We start from the raw sequence: 18,403 nt of genomic DNA, 5'->3' as shown, positions 1-18,403 counted from the left end.
TTGTGCATCGCACAATGTCATGCTGATACATTTTCTTTATCTTCTGCACGTTCTGAGTAAATATAAAGAGGACGCGCTTTCCCATCAACGACATCACTCGAAATAACCACTTTTTGAACGCCTTCAAGAGCCGGTAGCTCAAACATCGTCTCAAGAAGGATCTTCTCCATAATTGAACGCAAACCACGAGCACCAGTTTTACGTTCAATTGCTTTCTTTGCAATAACACGTAAAGCATCTTCATGAAATGCTAACTCGACATTCTCCATTTCAAAAAGACGCTGATATTGCTTTACTAATGCATTTTTAGGTTGTGATAAAATTTGCATGAGGGCGTTAACATCTAAATCCTCTAAGGTAGCGACTATAGGAAGGCGTCCAATAAATTCTGGTATTAAACCAAATTTTATAAGATCTTCAGGCTCTAAATCACGAAAAATTTCACCGACACAACGCTCATCAGGAGCCTTAACGGTCGCAGAAAAACCAATAGAAGTTTTTTCACCACGCCCTGAAATAATCCGTTCTAAACCTGCAAAAGCTCCCCCACAAATGAATAAGATGTTTGTGGTGTCAACCTGAAGAAACTCTTGTTGCGGATGCTTACGTCCACCTTGAGGAGGAACAGAAGCAATCGTTCCTTCCATAATTTTTAATAACGCTTGCTGAACTCCTTCCCCCGAAACATCTCTTGTAATAGAAGGATTATCTGCTTTACGAGAAATCTTATCAACCTCATCGATATAAACAATACCACGCTGTGCACGTTCAACATTATAATCTGCTGCTTGAAGGAGCTTAAGAATAATATTTTCAACATCTTCCCCCACATAACCTGCTTCAGTCAAAGTGGTCGCATCCGCCATCGTAAAAGGTACATCAATAATACGTGCTAATGTTTGTGCGAGATAAGTTTTACCGCAGCCCGTTGGACCAACAAGAAGAATATTTGATTTTGCCAACTCAATATCATTGCTTTTAGACTGATGCGCCAACCGTTTATAATGATTATGCACAGCAACAGAAAGAACACGCTTCGCATGCTGCTGACCAATAACATAATCATCAAGAACTGTTATAATTTCCTGTGGCGTAGGAACACCATCACGCACCTTAACCCCAGAAGACTTATTTTCTTCCCGAATAATATCCATGCAAAGCTCTACACATTCATCACAGATAAATACAGTAGGCCCCGCAATGAGCTTACGCACCTCATGCTGACTCTTGCCGCAGAACGAGCAATAGAGAGTATTTTTTGATTCGTTCCCGCTATTGCTAATTTTGCTCATTTTTCTTTCCTTTCACCACGATATATGAATACTTTGCCTTTTCAAAGGAAGCTTTTCATCATGAAAACTAAAAGACATATAGAAAACCATGCATGTCTCAATATTTTTAGGTGTTTCTCTTATTTTGCGATATTTTTTATAAAACTCTTTGATTTAAAGTAGCTGTTTTTTCTATAAAAATTCTTAATCTTTTTCTTCTTTTTCAGTTTCTGCACGATATTGTATAACATCATCAACTAAGCCAAACGCTTTGGCTTCTTCTGCTGTCATAAAATGATCGCGATCGAGAGTTTTCTCTATAACCTCATAATCTTGCCCCGTATGTTGGACATAAATTTCATTTAAACGCCGTTTCATCTTTATAATATCTTGCGCATGTCGCTCAATATCTGAAGCTTGACCTTGAAAACCTCCAGATGGTTGATGCACCATAATGCGTGCGTTTGGCAATGTAAAACGATGACCTTTTGCTCCAGCTGTTAACAATAAAGACCCCATAGATGCCGCTTGCCCCATGCAAAGCGTAGAAACAGGAGGGCGAATAAACTGCATAGTATCATAAATAGCCATACCAGATGTTACGACACCACCTGGAGAATTAATATAAAGACTAATTTCTTTTTTAGGATTTTCCGCTTCTAAGAAAAGCAATTGTGCACAAACAAGCATTGCCATACCATCTTCAACAGGACCATTAATAAAAATAATCCGCTCCTTTAAAAGACGGGAAAAAATATCATAGGCCCGCTCACCACGATTGGTTTGTTCAATAACCATAGGAACAAGGCTTAATGCTGTTTTCATTGGATCACTCATATTTTTACTTTCCGTTCATATAACAACCGCTCTTTACACATTCAATGTTTTTATCCATATGCTAACATTACTCTCTTGTGCAAGCTACAATCAAGAGATGTATAAGATAGATTAAAATCTCAATAGTTAAAATAGCAATAATAACTCTACCTAAACAAATGATGAACATCAGGAATGCGAGATACCGCCCAATGGTAAAAACTTCCTTCCTGAGGTCTTTTCGTGGTCTTTGTCTTTCTGTGAATATGAAAGCCTATCAAGCGTGAATCTGTAAGCGGCTTTACGCCAAAAGCTGGTTCAAAAATACGTTCAGTTTTTCGCCCAGTCCAATAATAAAAAGTTTCCTTTTCCCTTGCTTCATGAAAAAAACCATATCGTTTTGCTAATCGTGAAATACCATCATTGCCAAATATTGTAACGCCAAGATTTCCCGGTAAAATCGGCATTTTTTTCCTCTTTAACCAGAACGGTCTCCAAACACGACGCTTAAACCCAAGCCAATGAGGAATAATTTCTGTGCCTGCCCAATAATCTTCAAATATTTTTATAATAGGGTTATTGGGCGGAAAATAAAGTGCAGAAACGCCTACTCTTGTATTATTTTCTCTTGCCAACCAAACCTTATCGGCATCTGGATGAAATTGTTTAACAAGGTAAACATCTGTATCTAACCAAACACCTTGTTGATATTTCATCAGCATAACACGAAAAAAATCCGAGAACTGAACAATTGTACACCCTAGTTTATCATCAGAAAAATCGGGATCAAGGCGATAAATTGCTGAGCGTGGTAAAATTGATTCGGCTTCATGCAGCTCAACACCAGCAGGGAGATTATCTATTTTTTTATCATAACTAAAAAGCTTAACGCGCTGTCCAGTTTTAACCATTGAAGACAAACAAAGCCTATCCACCAATCTTAATTGTCCACTATACCAAAAAGTACAAATATCCATAGATAATACATCAAAAATATTCTAAACTTACGCGAAAGAGTTGTTCAACATCACGAACCCTATCAGCAAGAGCAAAAATCACTATTCTATCACCAGACAAAATACGCGTATCTGCCGAAAGCTGTATTATTGTCTTATTGCGATAAATTGCACCAATTCTCAAACCATCTGATAAATTGAGCTCTGATAATGACTTACCAACTAATGAAGATGTTTGCATCACTTCAGCTTCAATAATTTCTGCTCGGCCATTAAAAACTGAATGAACAGAACGAATACGCCCACGGCGCATTTGTTGCAAAATTCTCGATATTGTAACGCTATGGGGATTAAGATATGCATCCACACCAACAGCACGACTAAATTCTTGATAGGCAACATTATTAATCAATACCATATTGGCTTTGCAGCCCAATCTTTTAGCAATAATAGCGCTTAAGAGATTAACCTGATCTTGATTGGTCAATGTAATCATTAAATCGGACTGATCAATTCCCGCATCTTGAAGAATCACTGGATCTAACACGTTACCGTATAAGACTGTCGTTTTTTCAAGCTGATCAGCAATTGTAAGAGCTCTTTCTCTATGCGATTCTATAATCTTCAATTTTAATTTATGGAAACGCTTTTCAATCGCCTGTGCAACATAAAGGCCAATGTGACCACCCCCTGCAATAATCATGCGGTGTGCATCTTGTTCTTTATGACCAAAAAGCCCAACAGCACGACGCATCTGTTCACGAGAAACAACAAGATAGGTTATATCACCAACGCGTAATTGCGTTTCTGAATGTGCAACCAATAATTCCGCGCCACGTTTAATAGCGGTAACCGTCGTATGAAGATCTGGAAAAAGCTCTGTTAATTGACGCAAAGGTGTATTAATAACTGGACAATCTTCCATACATTCCAAGGCTAGCGCAACAATATCATCATTACAAAAATAAAGAACATCTATTGCACCAGGTAAAGCAATACGGCGCAAAACCATTTCCCCAACTTCAACTTCTGGCGAAATAACCACATCAATGGGAATATTCTCTCTGGAAAAAAGCGTCTTATAACGTGGCTCTAAATAAGATTGTGAGCGAATACGAGCAATTTTTGTGGGCACATTAAATAATGAATGTGCTACTTGGCAAGCTACCATATTGACTTCATCAAACAAAGTAACAGCAATCAACATATCAGCTTTGTCTGCATCTGCTGCCAAAAGAACTTCAGGCCGTGAACCGTGACCAACAAAACCTCTCACATCCAATGTATCGCGAATCTTTTCAATTAATCTCGTTTCGATATCAATAACAGTAACATCATGATTTTCAGCAGCAAGACGCTCTGCTATCCCATAACCAACCTGTCCTGCTCCACAAATAATAACACGCATCGCTTAAGAAACTCCAAGCGCTTTAAGTTTACGGTGCAAAGCTGAACGCTCCATGCCTATAAATTCAGCAGTACGTGATATATTTCCACCCAAACGCCCAATCTGCGCCACTAAATATCTCTTTTCAAACAATTCTCGAGCTTCACGTAACGGCAAATCCATTATACTTTCATCTGAATCCATTTGAAGGCGTGGCAAAGAATCACTTACTTCACTGGGAAGAAAGTCCGCTGTTATAGGACCATCACCATCCCGCACAAGAATAAGAAGACGCTCAATATTATTACGTAATTGCCGCACATTACCCGGCCAAGCGTGCGTTTGCAAAATAGCAATCACATCATCACTGATTGCACGCGGTTTAATCCCAACCTGCTGTGATATTGTTTTTACAAAATGATGTACAAGTTCTGGAATATCTTCACGACGCGCTGAAAGGGGAGGAACAACAATAGGAACAACGGAAAGACGGTGAAAAAGATCCTCCCTAAAGCGCCCATCAGAAATGAGGTTTTCAAGATTTTGCGCTGTCGAAGAAATGATACGGACATCCACCTTAACACGTTTTGTGCCGCCAATTCTCTCAAATGTTTGCCCCGTTAAAACCCGAAGAATCTTCCCTTGAGTCTCACGCGGCATGTCAGCAATTTCATCAAGATATAAGATACCACCATGAGCTTCCTCTAAGGCACCGATTTTACGCTCTCTTCCCTCCATTTCGCTGCCAAACAGCTCTATTTCCATTCTTTCCGGAGTAATCGTTGCAGCATTTATTGTAACAAATGGCCCATTCGAACGCGTTGAAAGCGCATGAATAGTTCGTGCAACAGTCTCTTTTCCTGCCCCTGAAGGACCTGTTATCATGATGCGACTATTGGTTGGTGCTACTTTTTCTATGATTTGACGCAAATTTTTTATAACTGTCGATTTTCCGAGCAACTCTAATGTCTCGTTCGAACGCTTTCGTAATTCTAAAAGCTCACGTTTTAAATTTGAATTTTCAAGTGTTCTCTCTGCAACCAATACAAGTCTATCAGCTTTAAAAGGTTTTTCAATGAAATCATATGCCCCTCGCTTTATAGCGGAAACAGCCGTCTCAATATTACCATGACCAGAGATCATAACGACCGGAAGAGCCGGATATTGTGTTTTAATTTCATCAAGCAGTGCTAAACCATCGAGACGACTACCCTGTAGCCAAATATCCAAAAAAATGAGCTTTGGAATACGCTCACTAATTTGAGCCAATGCTTCATCAGAGTTACAAGCAACGCGCGTTTCATAACCTTCATCCTCTAAAATACCAGCAACAAGCTCACGAATATCTGCTTCATCATCAACAATCAAGATATCTGATACCATACTATTCCCCTATCTTATGATTTATGGCTTGTATAATATTACCCTGCTTACCCCCATCCGCAGGAAATATCAAACGGATCATCGCACCACGACCTTCATAAAAACTCTCCGGTGCATCATGAAGCTCCATGAAACCACCGTGATCTTCAATAACTTTGCGCACAATGGCTAACCCCAGTCCTGTTCCTTTTTCCCGCGTTGTTATATAGGGTTCTAATAACTTTTGTCTTTGCTCTTTAGGAAGTCCTTTCCCGTTATCAACAACATCCACAACCACCCATTCTTTCTGTCGATAAGAACGGACAAGAATATGACCGTGAATATTTTCCTCTCGCATAACTGAATCTATGGATTCGCTCGCGTTTTTGATAACATTGCAGAAAGCCTGTACAATGAGACGGTTATCAAATGCACCCATAAGTGGTAGAGTTCCTAAATCTTGCTCAAAATGAATATCATGTCGCGTCACCTCTATCAAGAAACATGCTTCGCGCAACAATTCTCGTATATCTAAAATATGCATTTTGGGTTTGGGCATACGTGCAAAAGAGGAAAACTCATCAACCATACGCCCAATATCTCCAACCTGCCGAATAATCGTGTCAATACACCGCTCAAAAACCTCTCTATCTTGTGTAATAGCTTTGTTATAACGTTTACGAATGCGTTCAGCGGATAACTGAATAGGTGTAAGAGGATTTTTAATTTCGTGCGCAATACGCCGCGCAATATCCGCCCACGCCGCTGTACGTTGCGCTGCAACAAGGTCAGTAATATCATCAATTGTTAGAACCCAAGATTGCCCCTGTCCATCATCCTCCTCCATCGTAACTTGAACATTACAGACACGCTCTTTTCCTGCAACGTTTAAAGTGACCTGTTCACGATGGTTTTTACGATCTAATGAACGCACAAACTGAAAAACCTGCCAAATTTCAGCGCTTAAAGATAAAAGACTTTGTCCAACAACGTGCTCAGAGCGAATATCAAACATCGCTTCAATAGACCGATTGATAATGGTGATATCACCATTATCATCTATACCTGCTACTCCCGCTGTTACACCCGATAACACAGCTTCAGAAAAACGCCGTCTTTCATCAATTTGATCACGCACTGCAATCAACTCATTACGCCGACTTTTCAATTCACTGACCATGTAATTAAAAGTTTTGGATAATTGCCCAATATCTCCATCTTTTGCTCGTACTGGCACGAAAATTTCCATATTTCCAGAAGCAACATCATCGGCAGCACTAATGAGAAGACGAATAGGACGCACTAAACGATCAGCAACAGCAATAGCAGCCCAAATAGCTGATAAGAATAAACTAAAAAAAAGACACAAATAAAGCATACCAAATGCAATCTGTGTCAGCAGGCGATTTTCATTTAAATCACGATAACGATCTGTATTAACTTCTGTCAAACGCAAAGCAGATAAAACACCTTTATCAACGTCACGCACCAAATATAAAAATGTGTTTGGAATGTTGGTAAATTTTAAAATAATACCAAAATAATCATGAACGCCTGGTTGAAAAGAAAAAGGTCTCGCACTGGTTGCACGTTCAATAAGATGAGAAGGAGGAATTGGCAGTTTATCTTCATCACCAAGAGCACTCGATACAAAAATAGCTCCGCTAGAACTTAACAAAAATGCACCACGCAAATTGCGTCCTATAGCATGACGCGTCAATTGCATCCTATATTCAGCTGGATTACGTTCTAAGAGTTTTTTGTTATCAAGTGCAAATGCCATCGCGTAGGATAAATTTTTTAAATTTTGAAGCATTTCATCTGCATAAGCATTTGCTAAATCAATAGAAGAGCCCACAATTTGCCGCGTTGTTGTATCAAACCATCGATCAAGTCCCAAATTTAGTGCTGGACCCGATACAAGAGCTACAGCAACAGCTGGCATTGTCGCAACAAGTGCAAACAATGAAATAAGACGCACATGAAGACGCGATCCTGCACGCCTTGAACGCCAAGCACGAATGATCGGAATCATCTCATAAAAAACGATGACAATAAGCCCTAAAACCCAAAAACTATTAATCCCTATAAGAATAAGGGTTACCGTTCTACTGGGAACAACAGGAGTTAATCCAATAAGAATAATAAACGAAACAGAGGCCGTAAGTAAAGCCAATACAATAATTGTAATCCCTAAAAAAATATATACCTTACTTAAACGATACAACTCATCGTTATAAGTATTTTTATCTATGTCTTGAAGATTCGTCACAGATGTTATATTCGTCATGAGCTTACATACCCTTATCCCATTATTCTCATATAACCTTTTGTAGCAAAAATTGACAATACTAATACTACATTTAAAATAGGGCAAATATAGTCAATGAGGAAAAGCTTCTATATTTTGCAAAATATCTTTAAAATAGACTGTGTTCGACGATACTTTACGAAGGAAATGAGATGCGATTAACAAAACAAACAAATTATGCTCTTCGAATGCTCATGTATTGTGCAGATAATCAGGGAACTCTCAGTCGTGTTCCAGAAATTGCTAAAGCATATGCCGTTTCAGAACTTTTTTTATTTAAAATCCTTCAGCTGCTTGTTCAAGCAGGTTTTATACAAACAGTGCGTGGACGCAATGGTGGAGTTAGATTGGCTAAACCCGCAGCAGAGATTTCAGTCGCTGATGTTGTGAAAGTAACAGAAGACAACTTTTCCCTAGCAGAATGTTTCGATACTGCAGAACCAACTTGCCCCTTGTTTGATTTTTGTGGTTTAAATACCGCACTTCAAAAAGCATTAAATGCTTTTTTTGAGGTGTTGTCCATGATATCCCTTGCTGATCTACAACAACCATCCTTTCAAAATCATTTTAAAATTAATGACAAAAAAGAAAACTAAGATTATAATACAAGGAGATTAAGTATTTCTATTGCAGCAATAATATTAGCCGCTGGACGGGGTGAAAGAGCAGGATCTCCCTATAAAATTCCAAAACAATATCGGCTTCTAGGACAAAAGCCGATTATTTATCATACCGTGCATTGTTTTTTGCAGCATCCAGCTATCACAACAATTATCCTTGTTATTCATCCAGAAGATCGTCAAATCTGTGAACAAGCTATTGGCGATTTTAAAGAGCGCCTTATTATTGTTGAAGGAGGCAATACACGTCAAATCTCTACCTTACATGGACTTCAGGCACTTAAAAAATTTTCCCCCCAATATGTGCATATTCATGATGGTGCACGCCCTTTTATTGAAAACAAGCTTTTTAATAACATTCACAACACTATCACGCCTCAAGAAGGTGTTCTTCCTGTTCTGCCCATCTCTGATACCCTTAAACGTATAAATAATCAGCATGTTTTAGAAACAATTCCCCGTACCCATCTTTATAGTGCACAAACTCCACAGTGTTTTCCCTTTGAACATATCTTAGCGGCCCATAAACAAGCAAAACAAGCTTGCAAACAAGAATTCACTGACGATTCTGCAATTGCCGAATGGTTTGGAATTCCTATGCGTACCGTTCCTGGGGATCCTAACAACATAAAAATTACATGGCATGAAGATTTTAATACTGCACATTTATATCTCCAAAAGAAAATGCAAATGTTTCCTGATATCCGTACCGGCAATGGTTATGATGTTCACTCTTTTGAAGATGGTGATTTTCTTATATTATGTGGTATAAAAATCCCTTTTCATAAAAAATTAAATGGACACTCCGATGCGGATGTTGCTCTTCATGCATTAACAGATGCCCTTCTTGCAACTCAAGGTGCTGGAGATATCGGTACACATTTTCCTCCCTCTGATCCTCAATGGAAAAATGTATCATCAGAAATTTTTCTCCGTCATGCTCTCGATATTATAAAACAAGCAGATGGTCGTATCGCCAATGTTGATATCACAATTATCGCTGAAAATCCTAAAATTGGTCCCTATCGTCATGCTATGACAGAAAATCTTATGACAATACTTGCAATGACACCTGATCGAATCTCTATCAAAGCAACAACAAATGAAAAGCTTGGATTTATTGGTCGTGGTGAGGGAATTGCTGCTCTTGCAACAGCGAGCGTTCTTTATTCAGGAGAAATTCCCCAATGACATATCTTTGTGAAAAACAAGCACATGAAGTCCTTAATACCTTTCGCCAAAAAGGTTTACTGTTAACAACTGTAGAGTCTTGTACAGGGGGACTCATTGCTGCAAGCCTCACAAATATTGCAGGATCGTCAGATGTTCTCGATTGTGGATTTGTTGTTTATTCAAATGAATCCAAAACACGCCTTGTTGGCGTTTGTGCTGAACTTATAAGAACCTATGGTGCCGTTTCAAAAGAAGTTGCTCTTGTAATGGCGGAGGGTGGATTAAAACATTCACAAGCTGACATTGCAGTTTCTGTAACAGGGATTGCTGGTCCAGGAGGTGCAAGTCTTGATAAACCTGTAGGACTTGTGCATTGCGCAATAGCTTATAAAAATCACCCCCCCCTGCACAAAGAAATGCACTTTGCTCATCTTAATCGCAATGCTATCCGCCATGCAACTGTTGAAAATGTTTTTAAAATGATTCTGGAATTACTTCACTGAATTCCCCATACTAATTTCAAAATTCTCTATTCCACATTGAGTCTATAGTCGCCCACAACTTGAAAATGAAAGACCTGAATAGCGTAAAGTTATCTCACTTCAGCCCTGTGTAGGTTGAATTAATCAAATTTATTCACTTGCACGCCACAAGAGAAAAAAACTGTAGTAAATAAAATGATTAAAGAAAGGGACACTTGTACCTCTCTCTCAAGTGCTAAGAGCTGGCGCAACATCTTGAGAGATGGCAAATAAATGGTGCAGGCTGACTTGTTCATAAACGTACAGATGTGGAGTTTATATGCTTTTACGAAGGATCTATACTATTTATTATGAGCACTATTATGAAATGGGTATGACGCAAGTATGTTCTATTTGGGCGTTCTGTTTAACGGATGTGTATCCATTAAAAAAGAGAGAAACAAAAGAGTGAAGCTGTACATCATCTTCATCATTTAAAATGATGTTCCTTCAATATGCTTTTGAAAGCTGAATTAAAAACAAATAGTAAAGATGGAAACCGGTTTTCACCTTCACGCTGTTATAAGCAATACGTATTGTTAAAAAATAACAGAATAGACTATGTTACCGTAGAGCCATAAATCTGATGCGCACGCTTCTCAAAAGCCTCGGTAAATTTACGAAACGCAATATCAAACATTGAGCCCATCACTAATCCAAGCGTTTTACTTTTAAATTCATAATCAATAAAAAACTCTACATTACATGCATTGGTATTTTCAATATCATGAAAGGCCCAACGATTTTCAAGATATTTGAATGGACCATCAATATATTTAACTTCTATAAGACTTTTTTCCGGCTGAAGAAATACTTGAGTCGTAAAAGTTTCACGAATAATCTTATAGCCAACGGTCATATCCGCAAGAAGCAATATTTTTTTTCCATATTCTTTTCGAGAACGTATTATTAAAGACTCACACATTGGTAAAAATTCAGGATAACGCTCAATATCTGAAACCAGATCAAACATTTCACTGGCACTATGGGTGATCTGCCGATGTATTGTAAAAATCGGCATAATTATCTCTGTAAGGAAAATTTTTCATCACGCGCTTTTTGCAAAATGGCAAAATCATCTCCAGCGTGATGAGATGAACGCGTCAGAGGATTGGAAGCCATATGTAAAAATCCTTTTACTTTACCAATCTTGGCAAAAGACTCAAATTCTTCAGGAGGCACAAAACGAACAACTGGATGATGTTTTCGTGTAGGCTGCAAATATTGTCCAATTGTCATAAAGTCAACATCAGCAGCGCGCAAATCATCCATCAATTGCAAAATCTCATTTCGCTCCTCCCCAAGGCCAACCATAATTCCCGATTTTGTAAAAATTGTTGGATCAAGTTCTTTAACGCGTTGTAATAAACGAATTGAATGAAAATAACGCGCCCCTGGACGGACCTTCAAATATTTAGAAGGAACTGTTTCTAAGTTATGATTAAAAACATCAGGCTTAGCAGCAACAACAACTTCTAAAGCGCCATCCTTATGACGAAAATCAGGTGTAAGAACTTCAATTGTTGTTTTAGGAGTTTTTTGACGAATCGCATAAATAACTTTTGCAAAATGCTCAGCACCACCATCAGCAAGATCATCACGATCAACAGATGTAATGACAACATGTTTTAATTCCATCCGTGCAACAGCATCGGCGACACGTTCTGGCTCATTATCATCAACGGCAAGTGGAATACCTGTTGCAACGTTACAAAAAGCACAAGCACGCGTACATATTTCACCTAAAATCATAAAGCTAGCATGCCTCTGGCTCCAACATTCGCCAATATTAGGGCAACCAGCTTCTTCGCATACAGTCACTAACTTATGCGTACGTACAATACCATGTGTTTCCTTATAAATTGGTGATGTTGGCGCTTTTACACGAATCCAATCTGGCTTTTTTTGAACGCTTGTATCAGGACGATGTGCCTTTTCAGGATGACGCAAACGTCTATTTGTAACTCTATCAACAACCGTAACCATTTAAGCCTTTGCCTTATAAATACGAAGTAACAATCAAAAATATAAAATTTTTCATACAATCCAGTCATCAAGCGTTTAAAACTTGACCATAAGCATCTAATACACTTTCTTTCATCATTTCCGATAAGGTCGGATGTGGAAAGACAGTATGCATTAATTCTTCTTCTGTTGTTTCAAGATTCATAGCAATAACAAAACCCTGTATCAATTCTGTTACCTCAGCCCCTACCATATGGGCCCCGAGAAGCTGTCCTGTTTTTTTATCAAAAATCGTTTTTACTAACCCCTGATCTTCACCCAAAGCAATCGCCTTACCATTCGCAGCAAAAGAATAACGACCAATACGTATATCATAACCTGCTTCTTTTGCAGCCGCTTCTGAAAGCCCTACAGAGGCAACCTGTGGTGTACAATATGTACACCCTGGAATTTTTCTTTTATCAAGCGGATGAGCACTCTTCAAACCTGCAAGATGCTCAATACATATCACTCCTTCTTCTTCTGCTTTATGGGCCAACATAGGAGGACCTGCTACATCACCAATAGCATAAATGCCTTCCACCCCCGTCCAACTCCATTCATCAGTTACAATGCACCCGCGATCGGTTTTTATTCCCAAAGATTCTAAACCAAGATTCTCAATATTACCTTTCACCCCTACAGCGGAAATTAACCGGTCAACAGTTATTGTCTCTATTTTACCTTGAACATCAATATGTACAGTCACAGAATCGGAAGACTTTTCAACCTTTGTTACTTTTGCTTGACGAAGAATGCGTAAACCTCTTTTCTCTAACTGTTTACGAGCAAACATTGAAATTTCAATATCTTCAGCAGGCATGATATGGGGCATCATTTCAACAACAGTTACTGTCGCCCCCATATCACGGTAAAAAGAGGCAAATTCAATGCCAATAGCCCCAGACCCTATAACCAAAAGCGATTTTGGCATTGATGACGGTATCATAGCTTCAAAATAAGTCCAAATGAGTTTTCCATCTGGCTCAATACCAGGAAGGACACGAGGACGTGCACCTGTTGCAATAATGATATGTTTTGCTTGATAAGTTCCCTCCCCTAACGTCCCTTTAGGGACTGGATTTTGCGGTTGCATAATCGGCTTGGAGGATGAAGAAACCATAATTTCCGCAGGATGGCTTCCCTTTGCTTCTTTAGTAAGCTTTGCTTCACCCCAAATAATATCAATTTTGTTTTTTTTCATTAGAAAATCAACACCAGCATTTAAACGTGCTGAAACACCGCGTGAACGTGCCACAACATCTTTGATGTTTGCCTCAATGGAACCATTAATTTTTAGTCCATAATTTTTCGCATGTTCAGCAAAATGTTTCATTTCCGCTGAACGTAGAAGGGCCTTTGTTGGAATACATCCCCAATTTAAACAGATCCCTCCCAAATGTTCACGTTCAACAATCGCAGTCTTAAAGCCACATTGTGCTGCACGAATTGCGGTTACATATCCGCCTGGACCTGATCCAATCACAATTACATCATAAAGATTTGCCACAGTAATTCCTCCATGGATATATATAAAACGGATATGCACTTTTTGAACTTAAGTCTGCAAAATAACATGACAGAATTATCTTATGTCTTTTGCTTACGTAAATGCTTTACCCAAACCAGAAATAGCAATAACATTGCTCTTCAAACTCGTTAAATTTGCTTTTATTCTCTTAATACACTCTCTCACAATTTACGTGAAGAACTGTTAAACAGTTCAAACCAACATTGCTAATGGATTTTCAATCATCTTCTTAAAAGTCCGCGCGATCTCTGCTGCTAAAGCACCATCGACAGCACGATGATCAGCAGAAATCGTAACTGACATAACTGTCGCAACGACTAATGCATCATTTTTAACAACGGCGCGCTGCTCCCCTGCTCCAATCGCAAAAATCGTCGCATGCGGTGGATTAAGAATAGCAGAAAAACTTTTTATACCATACATCCCCATATTTGATACAGCTGTTGTTCCACCCTGATATTCTTCCATTTTTAACTTGCCCTCGCGCGCACGCTTTGCAAAATCCTTCATCTCTTTGGAAATAAGTGATAACGGCTTTTCCTCTGCATGGCGAATAATCGGTGTAATTAATCCATTGGGAATGGAAACAGCAACCCCAACATCACAATGTTTATGATGAATCATCCCACCTTCAAGCCAAGAGACATTCGCATCAGGAACCGCTTTCAAAGAAAGTGCGACAGCTTTGATCACCATATCATTAACAGAAAGCTTATAAGTAGGCTGAGTTTCTTCTTGCCTTTTAACCATTGGTGCAGCAGCATTCAGTTGTGTACGCAGTGCTAATAGCGCATCAAGTTCACAATCTACCGTTACATAGAAATGTGGGACTTTCTGTTTTGATTCCACCAAACGTGTCGCGATTGTTTTACGCATATTATTATGGGGAACGAAGCTATATTCATCCTCTTTGAAGAGTTTCAATATCTGTTTGTCTGAAGCACCTGTAGCTGTTAGCTCCCCTATCTGTGATGAATAAGACACTTTAGAAATATCGCTGCTCACAGCTTTTTCCACATCGCGCTTAATAATACGCCCATGCGGACCACTTCCAGAAATAAGGGATAAATCAAGACCTGCCTGAGATGCTAATCGCCGCGCTAAGGGAGAGGCAAAAAGACGAGCTTCTTTTTTATCTTGCTGTATTAATTGCCCAGTTGATGATTCATGAGACATTTTTATTCCCTTTGAGTCCGTCTGTTTCAGAGAATCTGTCTGTTTGATGCCCTCTGATTCTTGTCTTGTAGAAGAAGAGATTTCTTCTGTAACTTTTGCAGCTTCAGCTAAATCTTCACCTTCTTCTGCTAAAACAACAATTAAAGCATTTACTTTAACGCCTTGTGTTCCAGCAGGAACAACAATTTTAGCAACCCTACCTTCATCAACGGCTTCGACTTCCATTGTCGCTTTATCCGTCTCAATTTCAGCAATAACATCACCAGAGGAAACCTTATCTCCCTCCTTAATATTCCATTTTGTTAAATTTCCCTCTTCCATCGTAGGGGAAAGCGCTGGCATTGTAATTTTAATGGGCATTATGCTTTCCTCCGTTATGTTCTGTATGTCACAGCCTGAACTGCCTCAATAATTTCAGCAGTATTAGGCAAAGCCAACTTCTCAAGATTAGCGGCATAAGGCATCGGAACATCTTTGCCAGAAATCGTAGCAATTGGCGCATCAAGATAGTCAAAAGCCTGCTGCATAACACGCGTTGCTATTTCAGTTCCCACGGATGACTGAGGAAATCCCTCTTCAATTGTTACCAAACGACCTGTTTTTTTAACTGACGAAAGAATTGTTGGAAGATCCATAGGGCGAATGGTTCGTAAATCAATCAATTCAACATCAATACCAAGTTTTTCAATTTCTGGTAACGCTTGAACAGCATAATGCATCCCAATTCCACATGCAACAATCGTCACATCTTGTCCAGACTTATGAATACGCGCCTTACCAATAGGCAAAAGAAAATCATCCAGTTGAGGAACATCAAATTGATGCCCATACAAAATCTCATTTTCAAGGAAAATAACAGGATTATCATCACGAATAGCAGCTTTCAGCAAACCTTTTGCATCTGCAGCACTATAAGGCATGACAACTTTCAGACCTGGTACATGACTATACCATGCAGCATAGCATTGAGAATGTTGAGCACCAACACGGGCAGCCGCACCATTGGGACCTCGGAAAACCATAGGAGCGGTCATTTGTCCACCAGACATATAACGTGTTTTGGCTGCTGAGTTAATAATTTGGTCCATCGCCTGCATCGCAAAATTAAAAGTCATAAACTCGACAATAGGACGTAACCCACCAAAAGCAGCCCCGACAGCCAGCCCAGCAAAGCCGTGCTCTGTAATTGGGGTATCAATAACTCGGCGTTCTCCGAATTCTTCCAACAAACCCTGACTAACCTTATAGGCACCTTGATATTGCGCGACTTCTTCCCCCATAAGAAAAACTGTTTCATCACGCCGCATTTCTTCAGCCAAAGCCTGATTAAGCGCTTCACGAACTGTCATTGTAACCATTTGTGTTCCCGCTGGAATATCAAAATTAAGAGATGTATCAAAAGTAGGAGCAGCCTGCGGAACTGACAAAGGTAGAGAAAGAGCAGATTCCTTAGGTTTTTGTGCTGTATCCGTAGGTTGCGAAATATCCTCAGCACGCTCACCTTCTTCTAACAAAATTGCAATAACAGTGTTAACCCTTACGCCTTCTGAACCTTCAGGCACAAAAATTTTACCAAGAGTACCTTCATCAACGGCCTCTACTTCCATTGTAGCCTTATCCGTTTCAATTTCAGCAATAACATCGCCAGAGCTAACCTTATCACCTTCTTTCTTGAGCCATTTAGACAGTTTACCTTCTTCCATAGTTGGTGAAAGCGCCGGCATCAAAATATCAATAGACATACTTGCTTCCCTCGCATCAAACTAAAATATCAGTATAGAGCTCAGAAGCATCTGGCTCTTGATCACTTTGTGCAAAATCTACCGCATCAGCAACAATTGCACGGACCTCTTTCTCAATAGATTTTAAATCGTCTTCGCTCGCCCAATTTTTTTTAAGAATCCGACTTTTTACTTGATCAATCGGATCGTGCTCCTCTTTTATTTTTTGGACTTCTTCCTTTGAACGATATTTTGCTGGGTCAGACATGGAATGACCACGATAGCGATAGGTCTGCATATCAAGAATGATCGGTCCTTTACCTGAGCGTGCCCAAGAAATTGCTTCATCAGCAGCTCCTTTTACTGATCGAACATCCATACCGTCAACAACAATACCTGGAATTTCAAAAGAAAGACCACGTCGGGAAAAATCAGTTTCTGCAGATGCACGTGAAACTGACGTTCCCATAGCATACTGATTGTTTTCAATAATATAAACAACGGGAAGCTTCCAAAGTGAAGCCATATTAAAACTCTCGTAAACCTGCCCCTGATTTGCAGCACCATCACCAAAATAAACCAATGTCACATTATCTTTACCAAGGTACTGATTCGAAAATGCCAAACCTGAACCAATGGGAACCTGCGCACCAACAATACCATGTCCTCCATAAAAGTTCTTTTCTTTAGAGAACATATGCATCGAGCCACCTTTCCCTTTGGAAAAGCCACCTTGGCGCCCCGTTAATTCTGCCATGACACCACGCGGACTCATCCCAACCGCTAACATATGACCATGATCACGGTAAGACGTAATAACCTGATCACCTTCTTTTGCCGCTTTCAATGTTCCTATAACAACGGCTTCCTGACCAATATAAAGGTGACAAAATCCCCCAATAAGCCCCATACCATAAAGTTGTCCTGCTTTTTCTTCAAAACGGCGAATTAAAAGCATTTCACGATAAGCATCAATTTCTTCTTCTTTTGTAAAATCTGCTATTGGTGCTTTCTTTGTGGTGCTTGATAATGCAGTGCGCGCCGCCGACGCAGAATTTTTTTTAAGTCGTTCTGCCATATTAAACTCCCTTTTATGATTATTTAGGAATAACCTTTACGAACAAAAGTTACAAGCCTTATCAATCGGCTTAAACAATATCATTGCTGATTGTTGTTTAAATTAAGCGATTTTTCATTTACCTTTAGTATCAATTTCAAGGTATTAAGATTGTCAGTTCATTTGGCTTAGAAAAGTTCAAATTCTTTCGGACATACTCATCCAACATATCTTTTTCTATATGCCCATTGCGTAAAAGAGAAATACGCTTTTCCATGAATATCCGCTCAGCTTCTATTTTATGAAGCTCCTTTTCTAATTCGCTAATATGCTGATTAACTTCACTGCGTGAATACAATCCATACTCACCATGATAAATGTGATAACTGAAATAGCTTAAGACTCCCACCGTCATAAGAGGTAGTACAAAGCGTACTTTGATTGATCGACGTTTCTGCTTTGTCCACATAAAATAGCACAGTCTTTACAGCACAAAT

16 protein-coding genes are annotated in these 18,403 nt (G+C 39.2%); 3 read left to right on the top strand and 13 right to left on the bottom strand.

All coding sequences use genetic code 11. The features are described from left to right. Positions 1–17 precede the first annotated feature (17 nt). The 6 genes from clpX to PVV63_RS06470 all read right to left on the bottom strand — a co-directional run bounded on the left by clpX (position 18) and on the right by PVV63_RS06470 (position 8,082). Positions 18–1,292 (bottom strand): ATP-dependent Clp protease ATP-binding subunit ClpX, encoded by a 1,275-nt coding sequence (clpX, locus tag PVV63_RS06495; protein ID WP_273723371.1) that lies wholly within the window; start codon positions 1,290–1,292, stop codon positions 18–20. 183 nt (positions 1,293–1,475) lie between these two features. Beyond that, the gene (gene clpP / locus PVV63_RS06490; RefSeq protein WP_273791156.1) at positions 1,476–2,108 is read right to left on the bottom strand and encodes an ATP-dependent Clp endopeptidase proteolytic subunit ClpP; all 633 of its coding nucleotides are present in this window, start codon (positions 2,106–2,108) and stop codon (positions 1,476–1,478) included. Positions 2,109–2,254: 146 nt separating this feature from the next. Then, complete coding sequence (locus tag PVV63_RS06485; protein ID WP_273791155.1) at positions 2,255–3,064, bottom strand: hypothetical protein; 810 nt, start codon at positions 3,062–3,064, stop codon at positions 2,255–2,257. 10 nt (positions 3,065–3,074) lie between these two features. Further along, positions 3,075–4,451: a Trk system potassium transporter TrkA gene (trkA, locus tag PVV63_RS06480; protein ID WP_273791154.1), complete on the bottom strand. Its 1,377-nt coding sequence runs from the start codon at positions 4,449–4,451 to the stop codon at positions 3,075–3,077. Between the two features lie 3 nt (positions 4,452–4,454). Then, positions 4,455–5,813 (bottom strand): sigma-54 dependent transcriptional regulator, encoded by a 1,359-nt coding sequence (locus PVV63_RS06475; protein ID WP_273791153.1) that lies wholly within the window; start codon positions 5,811–5,813, stop codon positions 4,455–4,457. A 1-nt stretch (position 5,814) separates the two neighbouring features. After that, positions 5,815–8,082, bottom strand: coding sequence for a PAS domain-containing sensor histidine kinase (locus PVV63_RS06470; RefSeq protein ID WP_273791152.1), 2,268 nt, complete (start codon positions 8,080–8,082; stop codon positions 5,815–5,817). Between the two features lie 173 nt (positions 8,083–8,255). Here PVV63_RS06470 and rirA point away from each other — a divergent pair, with 173 nt between their 5' ends. Genes rirA through PVV63_RS06455 form a run of 3 tightly spaced genes read left to right on the top strand, consistent with a single transcriptional unit; the run spans position 8,256 to position 10,399 of the window. After that, complete coding sequence (rirA, locus tag PVV63_RS06465) at positions 8,256–8,699, top strand: iron-responsive transcriptional regulator RirA (RefSeq protein WP_273791151.1); 444 nt, start codon at positions 8,256–8,258, stop codon at positions 8,697–8,699. A gap of 24 nt (positions 8,700–8,723) precedes the next feature. Beyond that, complete coding sequence (locus PVV63_RS06460; RefSeq protein WP_273791165.1) at positions 8,724–9,914, top strand: bifunctional 2-C-methyl-D-erythritol 4-phosphate cytidylyltransferase/2-C-methyl-D-erythritol 2,4-cyclodiphosphate synthase; 1,191 nt, start codon at positions 8,724–8,726, stop codon at positions 9,912–9,914. Beyond that, positions 9,911–10,399, top strand: coding sequence for a CinA family protein (locus PVV63_RS06455; RefSeq protein ID WP_273791150.1), 489 nt, complete (start codon positions 9,911–9,913; stop codon positions 10,397–10,399). Before PVV63_RS06460 ends, PVV63_RS06455 begins: the two co-directional genes overlap by 4 nt. Before the next feature lie 577 nt (positions 10,400–10,976). On the opposite strand, the gene PVV63_RS06450 is transcribed toward PVV63_RS06455, so the two are convergent. The 7 genes from PVV63_RS06450 to PVV63_RS06420 form a co-directional block, all read right to left on the bottom strand. Further along, on the bottom strand, positions 10,977–11,438 hold the full coding sequence (locus PVV63_RS06450; RefSeq protein WP_273791149.1) for a type II toxin-antitoxin system RatA family toxin: 462 nt from the start codon (positions 11,436–11,438) through the stop codon (positions 10,977–10,979). Between the two features lie 2 nt (positions 11,439–11,440). Next, positions 11,441–12,403: a lipoyl synthase gene (gene lipA / locus PVV63_RS06445; protein ID WP_273791148.1), complete on the bottom strand. Its 963-nt coding sequence runs from the start codon at positions 12,401–12,403 to the stop codon at positions 11,441–11,443. 67 nt (positions 12,404–12,470) lie between these two features. Next, on the bottom strand, positions 12,471–13,931 hold the full coding sequence (gene lpdA, locus PVV63_RS06440; RefSeq protein WP_273791147.1) for a dihydrolipoyl dehydrogenase: 1,461 nt from the start codon (positions 13,929–13,931) through the stop codon (positions 12,471–12,473). 213 nt (positions 13,932–14,144) lie between these two features. Next, positions 14,145–15,488, bottom strand: coding sequence for a pyruvate dehydrogenase complex dihydrolipoamide acetyltransferase (locus PVV63_RS06435; RefSeq protein ID WP_273791146.1), 1,344 nt, complete (start codon positions 15,486–15,488; stop codon positions 14,145–14,147). Between the two features lie 14 nt (positions 15,489–15,502). Next, a complete protein-coding gene (locus tag PVV63_RS06430; RefSeq protein WP_273791145.1) occupies positions 15,503–16,870 on the bottom strand; it encodes a pyruvate dehydrogenase complex E1 component subunit beta in 1,368 nt (455 codons plus the stop codon). A gap of 16 nt (positions 16,871–16,886) precedes the next feature. After that, a complete protein-coding gene (gene pdhA / locus PVV63_RS06425) occupies positions 16,887–17,927 on the bottom strand; it encodes a pyruvate dehydrogenase (acetyl-transferring) E1 component subunit alpha (RefSeq protein ID WP_273791144.1) in 1,041 nt (346 codons plus the stop codon). Positions 17,928–18,063: 136 nt separating this feature from the next. After that, on the bottom strand, positions 18,064–18,375 hold the full coding sequence (locus PVV63_RS06420) for a septum formation initiator family protein (RefSeq protein WP_012754998.1): 312 nt from the start codon (positions 18,373–18,375) through the stop codon (positions 18,064–18,066). Positions 18,376–18,403: the final 28 nt, after the last annotated feature.

The sequence above is a fragment of the Bartonella sp. CM31XJBT genome, from assembly GCF_028618555.1.
In the GTDB taxonomy this organism is placed as follows: Bacteria; Pseudomonadota; Alphaproteobacteria; order Rhizobiales; family Rhizobiaceae; genus Bartonella.
Note: the sequence above shows the minus strand (reverse complement) of the source record. Positions and strands in the feature narration are given on the sequence as shown.

What these genes read in the sequence shown, in the direction of transcription:
- clpX (WP_273723371.1), bottom strand. Translation starts at nt 1,292, where the DNA reads ATGAGCAAAATTAGCAATAGCGGGAACGAATCAAAAAATACTCTCTAT.
- clpP (WP_273791156.1), bottom strand. Translation starts at nt 2,108, where the DNA reads ATGAGTGATCCAATGAAAACAGCATTAAGCCTTGTTCCTATGGTTATT.
- PVV63_RS06485 (WP_273791155.1), bottom strand. Translation starts at nt 3,064, where the DNA reads ATGGATATTTGTACTTTTTGGTATAGTGGACAATTAAGATTGGTGGAT.
- trkA (WP_273791154.1), bottom strand. Translation starts at nt 4,451, where the DNA reads ATGCGTGTTATTATTTGTGGAGCAGGACAGGTTGGTTATGGGATAGCA.
- PVV63_RS06475 (WP_273791153.1), bottom strand. Translation starts at nt 5,813, where the DNA reads ATGGTATCAGATATCTTGATTGTTGATGATGAAGCAGATATTCGTGAG.
- PVV63_RS06470 (WP_273791152.1), bottom strand. Translation starts at nt 8,082, where the DNA reads ATGACGAATATAACATCTGTGACGAATCTTCAAGACATAGATAAAAAT.
- rirA (WP_273791151.1), top strand. Translation starts at nt 8,256, where the DNA reads ATGCGATTAACAAAACAAACAAATTATGCTCTTCGAATGCTCATGTAT.
- PVV63_RS06455 (WP_273791150.1), top strand. Translation starts at nt 9,911, where the DNA reads ATGACATATCTTTGTGAAAAACAAGCACATGAAGTCCTTAATACCTTT.
- PVV63_RS06450 (WP_273791149.1), bottom strand. Translation starts at nt 11,438, where the DNA reads ATGCCGATTTTTACAATACATCGGCAGATCACCCATAGTGCCAGTGAA.
- lipA (WP_273791148.1), bottom strand. Translation starts at nt 12,403, where the DNA reads ATGGTTACGGTTGTTGATAGAGTTACAAATAGACGTTTGCGTCATCCT.
- PVV63_RS06435 (WP_273791146.1), bottom strand. Translation starts at nt 15,488, where the DNA reads ATGCCCATTAAAATTACAATGCCAGCGCTTTCCCCTACGATGGAAGAG.
- PVV63_RS06430 (WP_273791145.1), bottom strand. Translation starts at nt 16,870, where the DNA reads ATGTCTATTGATATTTTGATGCCGGCGCTTTCACCAACTATGGAAGAA.
- pdhA (WP_273791144.1), bottom strand. Translation starts at nt 17,927, where the DNA reads ATGGCAGAACGACTTAAAAAAAATTCTGCGTCGGCGGCGCGCACTGCA.
- PVV63_RS06420 (WP_012754998.1), bottom strand. Translation starts at nt 18,375, where the DNA reads ATGTGGACAAAGCAGAAACGTCGATCAATCAAAGTACGCTTTGTACTA.